17 protein-coding genes are annotated in these 14,432 nt (G+C 71.9%); 9 read left to right on the top strand and 8 right to left on the bottom strand.

What is annotated here, in order from left to right:
- Position 1: 1 nt before the first annotated feature.
- Positions 2-793 (top strand): enoyl-CoA hydratase-related protein, encoded by a 792-nt coding sequence (locus ACIA8R_RS47510; protein ID WP_364096681.1) that lies wholly within the window; start codon positions 2-4, stop codon positions 791-793.
- Positions 794-910: 117 nt separating this feature from the next.
- Here ACIA8R_RS47510 and ACIA8R_RS47515 read toward each other — a convergent pair whose 3' ends face one another.
- Positions 911-1,420, bottom strand: coding sequence for an Lrp/AsnC family transcriptional regulator (locus tag ACIA8R_RS47515; RefSeq protein WP_357695552.1), 510 nt, complete (start codon positions 1,418-1,420; stop codon positions 911-913).
- A gap of 120 nt (positions 1,421-1,540) precedes the next feature.
- Here ACIA8R_RS47515 and pdhA point away from each other — a divergent pair, with 120 nt between their 5' ends.
- The 4 genes from pdhA to ACIA8R_RS47535 all read left to right on the top strand — a co-directional run bounded on the left by pdhA (position 1,541) and on the right by ACIA8R_RS47535 (position 5,659).
- The gene (gene pdhA, locus ACIA8R_RS47520; protein ID WP_357695554.1) at positions 1,541-2,647 is read left to right on the top strand and encodes a pyruvate dehydrogenase (acetyl-transferring) E1 component subunit alpha; all 1,107 of its coding nucleotides are present in this window, start codon (positions 1,541-1,543) and stop codon (positions 2,645-2,647) included.
- A gap of 1 nt (position 2,648) precedes the next feature.
- Positions 2,649-3,683 carry an alpha-ketoacid dehydrogenase subunit beta gene (locus ACIA8R_RS47525; RefSeq protein ID WP_357695556.1) on the top strand — a complete coding sequence of 345 codons (1,035 nt, stop codon included), beginning with the start codon at positions 2,649-2,651 and terminating at the stop codon, positions 3,681-3,683.
- Positions 3,680-5,113 (top strand): dihydrolipoamide acetyltransferase family protein, encoded by a 1,434-nt coding sequence (locus tag ACIA8R_RS47530; protein WP_397044516.1) that lies wholly within the window; start codon positions 3,680-3,682, stop codon positions 5,111-5,113. Before ACIA8R_RS47525 ends, ACIA8R_RS47530 begins: the two co-directional genes overlap by 4 nt.
- A gap of 204 nt (positions 5,114-5,317) precedes the next feature.
- Positions 5,318-5,659, top strand: a complete 342-nt coding sequence (locus tag ACIA8R_RS47535; protein ID WP_397044518.1) for a MazG-like family protein — start codon at positions 5,318-5,320, stop codon at positions 5,657-5,659.
- A gap of 164 nt (positions 5,660-5,823) precedes the next feature.
- Here ACIA8R_RS47535 and ACIA8R_RS47540 read toward each other — a convergent pair whose 3' ends face one another.
- From ACIA8R_RS47540 to ACIA8R_RS47550, 3 genes are all read right to left on the bottom strand, one after another.
- Positions 5,824-6,144 carry a GYD domain-containing protein gene (locus ACIA8R_RS47540; RefSeq protein WP_357695560.1) on the bottom strand — a complete coding sequence of 107 codons (321 nt, stop codon included), beginning with the start codon at positions 6,142-6,144 and terminating at the stop codon, positions 5,824-5,826.
- A gap of 148 nt (positions 6,145-6,292) precedes the next feature.
- Positions 6,293-6,886: a hypothetical protein gene (locus tag ACIA8R_RS47545; RefSeq protein ID WP_397044520.1), complete on the bottom strand. Its 594-nt coding sequence runs from the start codon at positions 6,884-6,886 to the stop codon at positions 6,293-6,295.
- 163 nt (positions 6,887-7,049) lie between these two features.
- Entirely contained in the window at positions 7,050-7,577 is a 528-nt protein-coding gene (locus ACIA8R_RS47550) for a hypothetical protein (RefSeq protein ID WP_364096664.1), read from the bottom strand.
- A 534-nt stretch (positions 7,578-8,111) separates the two neighbouring features.
- Between ACIA8R_RS47550 and ACIA8R_RS47555 the strand changes: the two genes are divergently transcribed.
- A complete protein-coding gene (locus ACIA8R_RS47555) occupies positions 8,112-9,581 on the top strand; it encodes an alpha/beta fold hydrolase (protein ID WP_397044522.1) in 1,470 nt (489 codons plus the stop codon).
- Positions 9,582-9,740: 159 nt separating this feature from the next.
- On the opposite strand, the gene ACIA8R_RS47560 is transcribed toward ACIA8R_RS47555, so the two are convergent.
- On the bottom strand, positions 9,741-10,307 hold the full coding sequence (locus ACIA8R_RS47560) for a histidine phosphatase family protein (RefSeq protein WP_364096658.1): 567 nt from the start codon (positions 10,305-10,307) through the stop codon (positions 9,741-9,743).
- A gap of 359 nt (positions 10,308-10,666) precedes the next feature.
- On the opposite strand from ACIA8R_RS47560, the gene ACIA8R_RS47565 reads away from it, so the two are divergent.
- Positions 10,667-11,419, top strand: a complete 753-nt coding sequence (locus ACIA8R_RS47565; protein WP_397044524.1) for a peptidylprolyl isomerase — start codon at positions 10,667-10,669, stop codon at positions 11,417-11,419.
- Positions 11,420-11,466: 47 nt separating this feature from the next.
- Here ACIA8R_RS47565 and ACIA8R_RS47570 read toward each other — a convergent pair whose 3' ends face one another.
- Positions 11,467-11,829 (bottom strand): DUF1622 domain-containing protein, encoded by a 363-nt coding sequence (locus ACIA8R_RS47570; RefSeq protein ID WP_357695572.1) that lies wholly within the window; start codon positions 11,827-11,829, stop codon positions 11,467-11,469.
- 131 nt (positions 11,830-11,960) lie between these two features.
- Positions 11,961-12,563, bottom strand: coding sequence for a TetR/AcrR family transcriptional regulator (locus tag ACIA8R_RS47575; protein WP_397044526.1), 603 nt, complete (start codon positions 12,561-12,563; stop codon positions 11,961-11,963).
- A gap of 178 nt (positions 12,564-12,741) precedes the next feature.
- Between ACIA8R_RS47575 and ACIA8R_RS47580 the strand changes: the two genes are divergently transcribed.
- Positions 12,742-13,104, top strand: coding sequence for an STAS domain-containing protein (locus ACIA8R_RS47580; protein ID WP_397044528.1), 363 nt, complete (start codon positions 12,742-12,744; stop codon positions 13,102-13,104).
- Positions 13,105-13,171: 67 nt separating this feature from the next.
- Here the strand turns inward: ACIA8R_RS47580 and ACIA8R_RS47585 are convergent, their stop codons facing one another.
- Positions 13,172-13,552, bottom strand: coding sequence for an STAS domain-containing protein (locus ACIA8R_RS47585; RefSeq protein WP_364096645.1), 381 nt, complete (start codon positions 13,550-13,552; stop codon positions 13,172-13,174).
- A gap of 345 nt (positions 13,553-13,897) precedes the next feature.
- Between ACIA8R_RS47585 and ACIA8R_RS47590 the strand changes: the two genes are divergently transcribed.
- The gene (locus tag ACIA8R_RS47590; RefSeq protein WP_364096642.1) at positions 13,898-14,344 is read left to right on the top strand and encodes an ATP-binding protein; all 447 of its coding nucleotides are present in this window, start codon (positions 13,898-13,900) and stop codon (positions 14,342-14,344) included.
- The last annotated feature ends 88 nt before the right edge of the window (positions 14,345-14,432 follow it).

The following is a 14,432-nucleotide window of genomic DNA, read 5'->3' on the forward strand; positions in this document are numbered from 1 at the left end:
CGTGGCCGACACCCCGATCCTGCTCGAACGCGACGGCGCCGTGGCCGTCGTGACGCTCAACCGCCCCGACCGGCGCAACGCCCTGGACGACGGGCTCAAGAAGGCCCTGCGCCGGGCGCTGGAGGAGGTCGCCGCCGACGACTCGGTCAGGGCCGTGCTGCTGACCGGCGCGGGCCGCGCGTTCTGCGTCGGCCAGGACCTCGCCGAGCACGCCGAGGCCCTGCGCGCCGACCCCGGCCACGCCTTCGACACCGTCGAGGCGGACTACGCGCCGGTCGTCCGGCTCCTGGCCACGATGCCGAAGCCGGTCGTCGCCGCCGTCAACGGCACCTGCGTCGGCGCCGGGCTGGCTCTCGCGCTCGCCTGCGACCTGCGCGTCATCGCCGAGGAGGCGAAGCTCGCCACGGCGTTCGCGGGCATCGGGCTCACCTGCGACTCCGGCCTGTCGGTGACGCTGACGCGGGCGGTCGGCGAGTCCAGGGCCAAGGAGCTGGTGCTGCTGGGCGAGCCGTTCGGGGCCGCGCAGGCGGTCGCGTGGGGCGTCTCGGGGCGGGTGGTGCCGAGGGCCGAGGTGTGCATGGCGGGACGTGAGCTCGCCGCCCGGCTCGCCGCCGGGCCGACCGCCGCCTTCGCCGAGTCCAAGCGGCTCATCGCGCAGGGGTGGGAGCAGGGGCTCGGCGCGGTGCTCGCCGCCGAGGCGCGCGCACAGGCCCGTCTGGGGCTGACCGCCGACCACGCGGGCGCGGTGGAGGCGTTCCTCGCCAAACGCCGCCCCACCTTCGAGGGACGCTGACTTTCGAGGGACGCCGAGCTCCGAGGAACACCGCCTTTCGAGGAACACCGCCCTTCGAGGGACGCCGAGCTTCGAGGAACGCTGCCCCGACCCCTCTGTGGGGGCCGGGGTGGCGCCTCAGCTCTCGTGTGCCCCCCACTCCGCGCCCCGGCCGCGGGCCTCCTCGAACACCAGCCAGGTCCGGGTGGCCCGCACGCCCGGGATGTCCTGGATGCGTTCCAGCACCACGTGCCGCAGCGCCGCGTTGTCCGGCGTCCTGACCAGCACCAGGACGTCGTAGTCGCCGCCGACCATGGCGAAGTGCTCCACGTAGGGCGTCTCGCGCAGCCTGGCCGTGACCTGGCGCCAGGAGTTCTGCTCGATCGTCACCGACACGTACGCGCTGGTGCCCAGGCCCGCCCGGTGCGGCGCGAGCTCGGCGGTGAAGCCGGTGATCACGCCGTCGTCCATCAACCGGGTGAGCCGGGCGTAGACGTTGGCGCGCGAGACGTGCACGCGTTCGGCCAGCGTACGCATCGACATCCGGCCGTCGCGCAGCAACTCGGCGATGATCGCCCGGTCCACCGCGTCCAGGTTGGCGGCCGAACGTCCCGGCCAGCCGCCCTCGATGCCCTCGTTGGCCGACAATTGGCCCTCCTGAAGTCCTCTATGAATCCATTTGTCGCTCATCATGCCTGATGTCTTGAACGTATGGCTCCGGAAGCGGACGCTTTCCCTCACAAACGTCCAGAGAAAGTGAGCGTCGCCATGTCCGTGAGGAGGAGTCCGCGGACGGTCGAGGGCCTGCTGCCCTCACCCGAGCCGGTGCGCTTCGTCGCCGAGGACGGCACCGCCGTCGAGCCGCCCGCCGGGTACGCCGAGCCCACCGGCGAGCACCTGATGGAGGCGTACCGGCGGATGGTCCTGGGCCGCCGCTTCGACCGCCAGGCGACCGCGCTGACCAAGCAGGGCCGGCTGGCCGTCTACCCCTCCAGCCGCGGCCAGGAGGCCTGCCAGATCGCCGGCGTCCTCGCGCTGCGCGAGGACGACTGGCTGTTCCCCACCTATCGCGACTCGGTCGCGCTCGTCTCCCGCGGCCTCGACCCGGTCGAGGTGCTGACGCTGCTGCGCGGCGGCTGGCACTGCGGCTACGACCCCGCCGCCACCCGGGTGGCCCCCCAGTGCACGCCGCTGGCCACCCAGACGATCCACGCGGTCGGCATGGCCGACGCCCTGCGCCGCAAGGGCGAGGACGGCGTCGTCATGGCCTTCATCGGCGACGGCGGCACCAGCGAGGGCGACTTCCACGAGGCGCTCAACTACGCCGCGGTCCTGCGCGCCCCCGTCGTGTTCCTCGTCCAGAACAACAAGTACGCCATCTCGGTGCCGCTGGCCAAGCAGAGCGCGGCCCCGGCGCTGGCCTACAAGGGCATCGGCTACGGCATCCCCTCCGAGCAGGTGGACGGCAACGACCTCGTCGCCGTGCTGTCGGTCCTGGACGCCGCCGTCGCGCACGCCAGGACCGGCGGCGGCCCCTTCCTCGTCGAGGCGCACACCTACCGCATGGACCCCCACACCAACGCCGACGACCCCACCCGCTACCGGGAGAGCCAGGAGGTCGAGCAGTGGGAGTCGGCCGACCCGCTGGCCCGGCTGGAGACGTACCTGCGCGGGCGCGGCCTGCTCGGCGCCGAGGACGTCGCCGCCGCGCACAAGGCCGCCGAGGAGTACGCCGCCCGCCTCCGCGACGCGATGAACGCCGACCCCGAGGCCGACCCCTTCGAGCTGTTCGACCACGTCTTCGCCGAGCCGACGCCCCAGCTGAACGAGCAGCGGGCCCTGCTGGCGTCCGAACTGACCGCGCGGGAGGACTGAGATGACCGCGACCACCCCCAACGCCTCCATGAGCATGGCCCAGGCGCTGAACGCCGCCCTCCGGGACGCCCTGCGCGAGGACGAGCGCGTCCTCGTCTTCGGCGAGGACGTCGGCCCGCTCGGCGGCGTCTTCCGCGTCACCGACGGGCTCACCAAGGAGTTCGGCGAGGAGCGGTGCTTCGACACGCCGCTGGCCGAGGCGGGGATCGTGGGCCTGGCCGTGGGCCTGGCCATGGGCGGCTTCCGTCCGGTGATCGAGATGCAGTTCGACGCCTTCGCCTACCCGGCCTTCGAGCAGATCGCCTCGCACGTGGCCAAACTGCGCAACCGCACCCGCGGGCGGCTGTCGCTGCCGATCGTGATCCGGATCCCGTACGCAGGGGGCATCGGCGGCGTCGAGCACCACTGCGACTCCAGCGAGGCGTACTACGCCCACACGCCGGGGCTGAAGGTCGTGACGCCCGCGACGGCCGACGACGCGTACTGGCTGCTGCGCGACGCCATCGCCGACCCCGATCCGGTGATCTTCATGGAGCCCAAGCGGCTGTACTGGTCGAAGGAGGAGACGTCCACCGCGGACCGGCGCGCCGCCGGGTTCGGCCGCGCGGCCGTCCGCCGCGAGGGACGCGACGCCACGCTCGTCGCCTACGGGCCCAGCGTGCCCGTGGCGCTCCAGGCCGCCGAGGCCGCGGCCCAGGACGGGCTCTCGCTGGAGGTGGTCGACCTGCGGACGATCGTCCCGTTCGACGACGAGACCGTGGTGGCCTCGGTGCGCAGGACCGGGCGCTGCGTGGTGATCCAGGAGGCGCAGGGGTTCGCCGGGGTGGGGGCGGAGATCGCCGCCCGCGTGCAGGAGCGGTGCTTCCACTCGCTGGCCGCTCCGGTGCTGCGCGTCACCGGGTTCGACATCCCGTACCCGCCGCCGATCCTGGAACACTCCCACCTGCCGGACGTGGACCGCGTCCTGGACGCCGTGGACCGGCTCCAGTTCGACGACGAGCCCGACCTCCTGCACCTCACCCGGGAGGCGTCATGACGGCGACCGCCGCGCGGCAGGTGTTCCGGCTGCCCGACCTCGGCGAGGGCCTGACGGAGGCCGAGATCGTCGAGTGGAAGGTGACCGTGGGGGACACGGTCGAGATCGACCAGATCGTGGTGGAGGTGGAGACGGCCAAGGCGGCGGTGGAGGTGCCGGTGCCGTACGCGGGGACCGTACTGCGGCTGCACGCCGAGGCGGGCGCGGTCGTGGCGGTGGGGGAGCCCCTCATCGAGGTCGGGGCCGGGTCCGACGGCCGTGCGGCCGGCCCGGCGGAGGACCCGGCGGCGGCGCGGTACCGGGAGGAGGAACGCGCCGGTTCGGGCAACGTCCTGATCGGCTACGGCACCACCGACACCCCGCCCAGGAGCCGCCGCCGCCCCCGCCCTGCCAAGCCCCTTCCCTCCCACCCCTCCACCCCGACCTCCAGGCCCGCACCCGTGCCCGCACCCGTGCCCGCGCCTGGGCCCGCGCCTGAGCCCGAGCCCGCTTCCGGGCGTGTCCCGGCGCCCGTGGTCGCGGCCGGGCCTTCGTCGTCGGGCGGGGCGGAGGGCGCGCCTCGGGTGATCTCGCCGCTGGTCCGCCGGATGGCTCGCGATCATGGTGTGGACCTCACCGCCGTCGTCCCCACCGGCCCCCACGGCGTGATCCTCCGCCGCGACGTCGAACAAGCCATCGCCGCCCCCATCCCCGCACCCGCCCCTGACACCCCGTCCGCCGGGGCCGCGACGGGGCTGGTGGCCGAGCGCATCCCGCTGCGTGGCCTGCGCCGTACGGTGGCCGACAAGCTCACCCGCAGCCGCACCGAGATCCCCGATGCCACCACCTGGGTGGACGTGGACGCCACCGACCTGATCACCGTCCGCGACACCCTGCGGCGGACCAGCCCGGACCTGGGCGTCGGCCTGCTGGCACTCCTGGCCCGCGCCTGCGTGGCCGGCCTGCTGCGCTTCCCCGAGCTGAACGCCTCGGTCGACACCGACCGGGCCGAGATAGTCCGCCATGGCCACATCAACCTGGGCTTCGCCGCCCAGACCGACCGCGGCCTCGTCGTGCCGGTGGTCCGCGACGCGCACCTCATGACCACCGCCGGCCTGGCCGCCGAACTGACCCGGCTGACCGGCCTGGCCCGCTCGGGCGGCCTGCCCCCGTCCGCGCTGACGGGAGGCACGTTCACCCTCAACAACTACGGCGTCTTCGGCGTGGACGGCTCCACCCCCATCATCAACCACCCCGAGGCCGCGCTCCTGGGCGTGGGACGGGTCATCGACCGCCCCTGGGTGCACGACGGCGCGGTCGTGCCCCGCAAGATCACTCAGCTGTCCCTCACCTTCGACCACCGCGTCTGCGACGGCGGCGCGGCGGGCGGCTTCCTGCGCTTCGTCGCCGACTGCGTGGAGAACCCTGCCGTGCTGCTCGCCCACGTCTAGCGGCACGCTCCCCACACCGGCGAACGTCACCCGGTGGACCCGAGGGCGACGCCCCTCGGGCCCACCGAACGCCGGGCACCCGGCGAGGAGCGCGAGCTGTCGCCTGCCACGGCCCCGTCAGAGGCAACGCGGACGATGGCAACCTTGCTTGGTGTACGCGCCGGTACCGCGCCCTCTCAGAGGCCGGCATGGAGGAAGAGCCCGATGCCTGATCCCACCTCGACAGACCTGTGGTCCACGATCGGCGAGCTGGTGGCATGGCTGGACCGTAACAACGGCCGGGACCCGCACGAACTCACGCTGCGTGTCATGAAGATCGGCGAGGAGTTCGGCGAGGCGGTCGAGGCCCGCATCGGGGAACTCGGCCAGAACCCGCGCAAGCCCGCCTCCCACACCCGCCAGGACCTCGCCGACGAGTTGTGCGACGTGATCGTGACGGCGATGGTGGCCCTCACCTCCGTCGTCGACGACCCGCGGGCTGTGTTCGAGGCGAAGCTGAGGAAGATCACCGACCGCGTCTCAGCGTTGGAGGACAAGCGCGCCTGACCTTTCCGGGGCAGCCGTGCGAGCCACCGCAATGGCGCTCGCCGCGCACTATGCAGGCGCCGACCGCGGATCGCTCCTCACCGCCGTGTCCAACGGCTGCCTTCGCCGACATCCCGCGAGCCGAGGCATAGGCCTGCGCCTGCGTCTGCGTCTGCGCCTGGCTGTCACGCGCCAGGAGCCCGGTAAGCCACATTCATCCGCGTGGCTTCGTCGACCTCCTCCGCCGTCAGCAGGGCGACCGTTGTCGTCCGCACCGCCCCGGACGCCGACACCGCCAACCCCAACGCCGCCGACGCCGCATTGCTCGGCAGGTCGACGACCACGAACGTGTCCGTCTCGCCGAACGCGAAGTACATCTGCTCGACCCGCCCGCCCAGGCTTTCCACCAGGCGATCCACCGCTTGTCGGCGTCCGGTGCCACCGTCCCGCAGCACCCCGCGGAGACCCTCTGTGGTGTACGTGGACTGGATCAGATATTTGGGCATGGGCGAGTTCCTCTTCTCGTGCCGCCGCCCCGGTGCGAGGTGGCTGTCGCAGGTCACGAGGTCGGAATTCTCGGCCCGGGATGAAGGTAATCCCACCGGTGGTGCTGGGTTTTCCCTGCGGCCTCTCGACGCCGGCCGACGCCGCCGTCTAGGCCGAGACCGTCAGCGCCACGATCACCATCCCGAGCGTCAGGTCGAGTGCGGCGCAGAACTCGGCCATCGACCGGGCCACCACCTTGTTCCTGCGCCAGAGGACCACGTCCAGAACGGCATGCCCCACCAGGGCCGCGGCGACCAGGCAGCCCCCGACCGCAGGCGACAGGGACAGCGCGGCCACCGACACCGCCCCGAAGACCAGCATCGCCGGAACCTGCGCCGCGACGAGCGTCGGCCTCCTCACCAGCCCGTCCGTCAGGCCGACGACGGCGACGCACACCGCACCCCCGACCAGCCCCGGCCACGGCTCCAGCGCGAGCAGCCGCAGCACCGCCACCGCCACCACGGACGCCCCGAACAACGGCCAGGCCACCCCCGGCCTGCCGGTCACCGCCGTGGCGAGGTAGACGAACGCGGCGAGGAACACCACAAGGGCCGCGTCCCGCCCGTCCTCCAGCCCCAGGACGTTGAAGACCATGAAAGCCACGCCCAGCCCCGTGGGCCAGCGACGTGCCACGGCCATGAGCACCCGGCCGGTGGGGGAGCGCTCCTGCGAGCCGCCTTGCGCGGACGACATCTCAACCATGCCCCGACTCTCCCGCGCCACCTCCGCCCACCTTGTGGCCGAACACCCTGAACGTCCAGAATCCTGCGATCCCGGTCCACCCACCCCATGTTCACCGCCACCACGTGCGTGAAGCAGACGGCCCCGGGGTGACGGACGCCTGTGAGGGGGAGGCGGTCCGCCGTCAGGCCGGCGCGACCGACCGCAGCCAGACCGCCGCCGAGTACGGGCTGGTGAAGCGGAGCACGCGCAAGGGAGCGAAACGCGGATCACGGGTGCGCCGCCGGATCTCCGCCTGCCGCGCCGCGTGCTGCGACCAGGCCCACCACGCCGGATGATCACTCTGGAACCATCCGGCGACCGTTTCTCGATTGCCGTTGAAGACGGGTTCGCGCAGAACCGTCCTGCGCAGCGAACGCCGCAGGACCCGCGGCATGACGACCCGGCGCGGATAGTCCAGCCAGACGATGGTGTCGGCGCGTTCCCACAGCAGGTCGCGCACCTCCGGGTAGCCGAAGGAGTCGAAGATCCACGCCGGGGTCCCGGCGATCTCGGCGACCCGCTCCGGGAACGCCTCGTCCACGGCCCAACCTGGCCCCGCGAAGTACAGGCCGTCCATCTCGTGACAGGGCACGGCAAGCCGGTTGCTCAGTGCGCGCGCGAGCGTCGACTTGCCCGCCCCGCTGATGCCCGCCACCAGAATCCGCTGCATCCCCGGCAGGCTAGCGCAACCGTACCCGCCGAGCCCGCGACGCTGCCAGGCCATTCCAACGCCCCACGCCCCTGCTCGGCGACCAACCGGAAGCCCCGCCAAACAGACCCGCCCCTCACCGAGCGTCCCGACCGGACAGACTCCTCGGCGGAGAGGTGACGAGACAGCCTGCACGAGCAGTAACACGGGCTCCAGATCGCGCGTGACTTTGGCTGGACCATGGGCCGTGCGTGACACCGGCCAGACCACGGATCGTGCGGGACACCGGCTGGACCACGGGCCGTGCGTGACACCGGCTGGACTACGGATCGTGCGTGACACCGGCTGGACCACGGGCCGTGCGTGACACCGGCTGGACTACGGATCGTGCGGGACACCGGCTGGACCACGGGCCGTGCGTGACACCGGCCAGACCACAGAGCGTGCGTGGCACCGGCCAGACCACGGTCTGACAACCCGTGGTAGGACTTCGCCGCTCCAAGATCAGACCCTGGTCCGACGCGTTCCCGACCCCCGCGCCGCAATCATGACCGCATGCTGAAACCCCTCGCCACGATCCTGGCCGCCCTGCTGGCGATCATCGGCCAACCCGCCATGGCCACCGCCACCCCAAGCGCCGAGACCCGACCCGGCAGCGAGAGCACGGTCCGTCCCTCCTCGGCCACCCGATCCGCCATGACGGCCGGTTCCTCATTGACCTGGCAGCCCTGCCCCAACGACAAGATCGGCATGGCGTGCGCCGACCTCCAGGTCCCGGTCGACTGGCGCAAGCCCGACGACCGCAAGATCACACTGAAGCTGGGCAGGCTGAAAGCGACCGGCACCTCCGAAGGGTCGGTCCTGGTCGCCTATGGCGGCCCAGGAGGCCCCGGCATCGCCACCACCGCAGCCGTCCCCGACTGGTGGGCCCGGCTGCGCGAGCGCATGGACATCGTCACCTGGGACACTCGCGGCTACGGCGAGCAGTTCGGCGGCCTGAGCACCGGCCTCGCGTGCGTCTGGACCCGCATCCCCATCCCGGAAGCCCCACGTGACGACGCCGGCTTCGGCCGACTGTCCGACACCAACCGCGGCTTCGCCGAGGCATGCCGCCACCAAGACCCCCAACTGTTCGCCAACATGAGCTCGGCCGACCAGGCCAGAGACATGGAGGCGATCAGAAAGGCCCTGGGCGGCGCGAAGCTCAACTACTACGGCGCCTCCTACGCGGGCTTCTACGGCCAGGACTACGCCCGCCTCTTCCCCGACCAGATCCGCACGATGGTCCTCGACGGCACCTGGAACCACAGTCCTGCCGACTGGTCGCGCGAACTGGAGGAGATGGCGAAATCCAACGAGCAGTCCATGCGGCGCTTCTTCACCTGGTGTGCCACCCATGACTGCCAAGACATACCCGGCCTCTGGCACAAGCTGACCGAACGAGCCCGCCGCAAGCCCATCGCCACCACGACGGTCAACATGGCCTACGACGCCCGCGACCTGCAGTCCCTCGCCGTCTTCATGGCCCGCCAAGGAGCCCCCGGCTGGCCCGCCCTGGCACGCGCGATCCGCAAGGCGGCCGGCCAGGGCGACGCTTCCGACTTCGTCCCAGCCCGCGGGGCCCGCTACCCCGACCAGACCACCCCCGTCACCGAATGCCTCGACTGGCCGCGCCCCACGACCCTCAAGGAACTGGCCGGCATCGACGCCCGCCTCCGCAAGATCGCTCCTCTCACCGGCACCGCCAACACTCTGGCCTCGGCGACCCTCACCTGCATCGGCTGGCCCGTCCCGGTCACCAACCCACCCGCTCCCCTCCCGAAGGGCGTGCCTCCCGTCCTGGGAGCAGGCGCCTGGGGCGAGTCGGACGCGGTCGAACGTGCCCTGGCCGACGTCCCCGGCAGCTCCACCATCCGCCACGACGGCCCGGGTCACACCCTCTACGGCTTCAACCCCTGCGCCCGCGACCTGATGAACCGCTACTTCACCGACCTGACTCTGCCACCGCCGAACACCCAATGCTGACCACCGCGACCCCTCCGGCAGCCAGCCATCCGGGCGAACGGGAACGTCCTCGTCCCACGCTTGCGCCGGAGCCGTTCGGCTCCCGAGCACGAGAAGCCGGAGCACGAGAGGAAGAACCCAGTCGTGCTGGGCTAGTACGCCAGGTGCAGTCGGCGATCTTCAACTCGGCCGGACGGGGCTCTGCGGCGCCCGGTGGAACTCGATGCTCACGAATCGGCCGTCGGCGAAGCCGAGGCGCGCGCCGTCGCAGTGCGCGAACGGCGTCCCCCAGGAGTCATGTGAAGCGTCCGGAAAGCACGCCGCCAAGGCCAGCTCGATCGCCCCTCCATGCCCGACCAGGAGCGCCGAGCAGCCGTCAGCGACGTCGCGGACCGTGTCCACCCAGATCGCTCGGTGGGTCTCGGCCACGGTCGCCGCCTCCCGACCCTCCCGGATGATCTCCGCGAGACGCCGGTAGGGCTCGGTCCAGCCCCATTGCGCGTGCCGAGCGATTTCTCCCGGCACATAACCTGACGGCATCTCCATGGTGTCGTCGACGGCGAAACCCATCGCAACAGCGGTCTCGACGGCCCGAGGAGACGAACTGGTGACCACACGCTCGTAGGGGCCGACTCCGGAGCCGACGAAGCGGGCGAGGGCTATCCCGTCAGCCGACAGGTGTGACCCACGGCCACGTGCCGCGCCCTTCTTGGTCAAGCTGTGTCGGCGCACGTCGAGCCAGCGCACTTGGCGTCCTCCTGCAACGGTGTTCCGGTGGGCAAGGGCAGAGACGCGTACGGCCACCGCGATGATCGAGCGGTGTGCTGACAACCAAAGATCACGTGGTGGCCGCAGGAAAAGCGTAGCCGTGCCCGTCGGAGCAAACGACGGTGAAGATCCACCAGCGAAGGGCGCAGGTGAGATGGTGAGGGGCGGCTGTCACGCTGATCTCGGCCCGGCCCCGGCGTGCCGACCAGGGGTGGACTCTGGCTGCCGCGGAAGTCGCACAAGGGGGCGCCGACCTCGTGCGGCCACGGTCTTGACTGGGCGGGTCAGATCGACTAGACCACAGGAAGCCCGGCGATCATCACGCAGTGGAGGACACGATGTCCGGCAGAGCGTTGGTACGACTCGCGGCCCGCGCCGCGTTATCCGCAGTCACGACGGGCGCGCTGGTCGCGGCCGCCGCCATGCCGGCCGCCGCGACGGCCCTGGACCGGCCGCCGCGGACGACCAAGGGGCCGTGCGCGTACACCGAGACCCCCGGCGACCCGGCCGTGCGCAAGGTGCCGCTGCCGCCGGACCCGCGCCGCACCCCCGACCGTCCGGTCTCGGCGGTGCTCAGGACCAACCACGGCGACATCGGGCTCACCCTCGACCCGGCCAAGGCGCCGTGCACCGTGCAGAGCTTCGTGCACCTGATCCGTCACCGCTTCTACGACGTCACCTCCTGCCACCGGCTCACCGCGTACGACCGGCTGAAGGTGCTGCAGTGCGGCGACCCCAGCTTCACGGGCGAGGGCGGGCCGGGCTACCGCTACAAGGACGAGCTGCCGACCGACCTGCCGCCGTGGCCCGGCGACACGACCGGGGTGCGCAAGACGTACGCGCGGGGGGTGCTGGCCATGGCCAACGCCGGGCCCGACACCAACGGCAGCCAGTTCTTCCTGGTCTACGGTGACTCGGGTCTGGCGCCCAACTACACGGTCTTCGGTACGGTCGACGCCGCCGGGCTCGCCGCGCTCGACCGCATCGCCGCCGGCGGCATCCAGCCGGAGCCCGACGGGCCCACGCCGCCCGTCGACGGCAAGCCCGTCCTGCCGGTCGACATCCGGGACGCCAAGGTCTGCCGCAGGTAGGCGCCACTCTTGCCCCCGTCCCACCCGCCGGTGGAACGGGGGCGGGTTCAGCCGGGGGTGTCGGCGCCGCGCCGCGCCTGCCAGGGCAGGCGGTTCTCCAGCTCGATCTCCAGCGAGAAGCTGAGGAAGGTCCGTACGAGCACGATGAGCGCGAGCACGCCGACGCTCACGAACGTCGGCGCCACCGCCACGGTACGGATGATGTCCCCGGCCACCAGGAATTCGAGCCCCAGCAGGATCGCCCGCCCGAGGCCCTGCCGGTAGGCGCGGTAGACGTCGTTCGGGGACCGTCCCTCGCGCAGTCGCAGGACGAAGGACACGGTGGCGGCCAGGGCACCCAGCACGATGATCGCCACGCCCGCGAGATCGACAGCCTGGCCGATCGCCTCCACGATCCGCGCGAAGTTCATGACCACCCTCTTTGCCCCGCCTTCAGCAAGGATCGGCGGCCTCCGCCCGGCCCGCCTCCCCGACACGCCGCACCAGCCAGGCTCTTTGCCGGGGCACCCGGCGGGATCTCGACGGCGGCCCCGGACGAGGGTCAGGACTCCTGTCCGCCGGTGGGGAGGGAGTCGAGCCACTGGGCCAGGCGGGCGCCCTGACGGGTCATGATCTCGGGATCGCGCAGGGCGTTGGCCAGCAGCGACATCCCCTGGTACGCGCCGACGAAGGTGAGCGCGAGATCGTCGGCGTCGGGCAGGCCGAGGGCCCGGAACTGGCGTTCCGACCAGTCGAGGAGCAGCCGCATGACCCGGCCCGCCTCGACGTCGAGGCCGCCCTCGGCGCGTTTGTCCAGTTCGGCGGCGAGGGTGCCGGTGGGGCAGCCGTACCGGGCGGCCACGTCGCGCCGGCTCACCCAGGCGTCCACCATGGCCTTGAGCCGGGCGCGCGGGTCGGGTAGCCGGTCGAGTTCGGCGGTGAGCTCGGCCAGGTGCCCGGCGTGCTCGGACAGCGCGGCCAGGATCAGTTCGTCCTTGGTCTTGAAGTAGTAGTACACGTTCCCCACGGGCACGCCGGCGGCCTCGGCGATGTCGGCGATGGTCGTCCGCTCGACGCCCTGCTCGTGCAGGACGCGGGCGGCGGCGGCCATCAGCCTGCGCCGCTTGTCGGCCCCCCGGGACCGGGTCCTCGTTGAGTCAGTCACCCAACTCACTATACGTCCGAGACGGCTGTGACGAGCGCTCATCCGGCCGGACGACACCGGGCGCGGTTGTGGCGGCTGGGCCACATCGTGCTCACCTCGCGCGGTTGGAGGAGCGAGGACGTCGTCGAGGGGTAGGAGTGGCCGATGTCCGATGTCGCCGAGCTCTGGATTCTCCCTCATGACAGAGTTAGCGATCAATGTCCAACGTCTGCCGGGCTGCCACGTCGTGCACCTCGACGGCGAGCTGGACCGCGTGACCCGGATGTCCCTGGCCCGTACGCTCGCCGAACTCCTCGAAGCGGACCGTCCGAAGGTCGTGATCGACGTCACCGACCTGGCCTTCTGCGACTCGTGCGGCCTCTGGGCCCTGCTCGTCGGCCAGCGGCAGGCCGAGCGGCGCGGCGGCACGGTCCGGCTGGTCGGGGTGCACGGGCCGCTGGCGCGCCTGCTGGACATCACCCGGCTGTCACGCCTGTTCCCGCCGGACGACGGCCCGGCCGAGGCCGCGACCTGGACCAGGCCGCGCGGCTGGCCGTCCTGACACCGCGGGAACGCGGGCCCCCAGGACGGCCCGCGGACGCCCGTGGGGGCGCGCCCTCCTAGGACTCCTAGGGCGGAGGTGAGGGCGCCGGGTCGGGGCCGTGGGGATGGGACTCGCCGACCACCTCGTAAAGCTGATCGTCGGGCCCCAGGCGCCAGCCGAGCAGCGCCAGCAGTTCGCGCACCGTGGGCGAGGCGTTCTGGAGCACCAGCCGTCGCGGCGGCGGCAGGCCGGTGGCCGCGCTCATGATCAGCCGCAGCCCGCCGGCGTCGATGAAGGTAAGCTCGGACAGGTCCAGATGGAGGTCGGTCTCGCCGATGCGTAACGCCCACGCCAGCGCTCGGGCCAGCGCGGATCGTCCATGGTGGTCGATCTCGCCCCGCACGCGCAGGCCGAAGGGGTGCACCATGGGCAGCACGTCAGCAGGGCCGCCGGTTTGGTCGGTCATCGAAATCACACCTATTTGCGGTCGTCTCAGGGCAGAGCCGAGCCGCGCCACGTCCTCGATCACGGGAGGGTACGGGCGCCCCTGACAGATCGCCGAAAACAAGATCGCCCGGCGCGCCGCGCGTCCACACAGCGTCGGCACATCGGGCAGAGGGAGAAGCAGATGTCGGGCGATCAACCCTTTCCGCCAGGCACCGGCCAGGTCACCGCGGCGCGGGCCGCCGGTGAGCTGGACGGGGGCGCAGCCAGCGCGCCCGGCTCGGCTCGTTTACTCGGTCATCTCACTCTCTGCCCTCGATCGAGCGCCTTACGCCGTCGCCACCCCCGCACGCGGTAGGGGCGGGCCATGCACGCCCCCTTCCACCTGCGGTGCACCATCACCAACAATCTCGCGCTCATCCGTGACCTGGTCCGCGTCTACGCCCGCCACGCGGGGCTGTCCGGCGCGCGGCTCGACCACCTGGTGCTCGCCGTCAACGAGGCCGCCGCGAACGTCCTGGAGCACGGCGGCGGGCGCGGCACGGTGACGGCCTACACCGACGCCGCCGTCCTCACGGTCGACGTCTGCGACACCGCCGGGCGTCTTCGGGCCGAGCATCTGGCCGACGCCCGCCTCACGCGTCCCACGGGCACGGGACGGCAGCTCGGCCTGTGGCTGATCCACCGGCTGTGCGACGAGGTCGGCATCGACCATCCGCAAGGAGGCAGCAGGCTGCGGCTGCGCATGCGCCTGCCCCTCGCCACCCATCTGCGTCCCTGGCAGGGCGGCGACTCCTCACCTGCGGCCAGCTAGTGGCCCGTCACCGAATCTTGGACGGGTAATTGATCTCCAGCGGTGAACCCGCCAGGCTTGCTGCCTCTTCGATATTGGGAGGTGGTCG

Origin of the sequence: Nonomuraea sp. NPDC051191, assembly GCF_044455665.1 — a bacterium.
Classification (GTDB): domain Bacteria; phylum Actinomycetota; class Actinomycetes; order Streptosporangiales; family Streptosporangiaceae; genus Nonomuraea.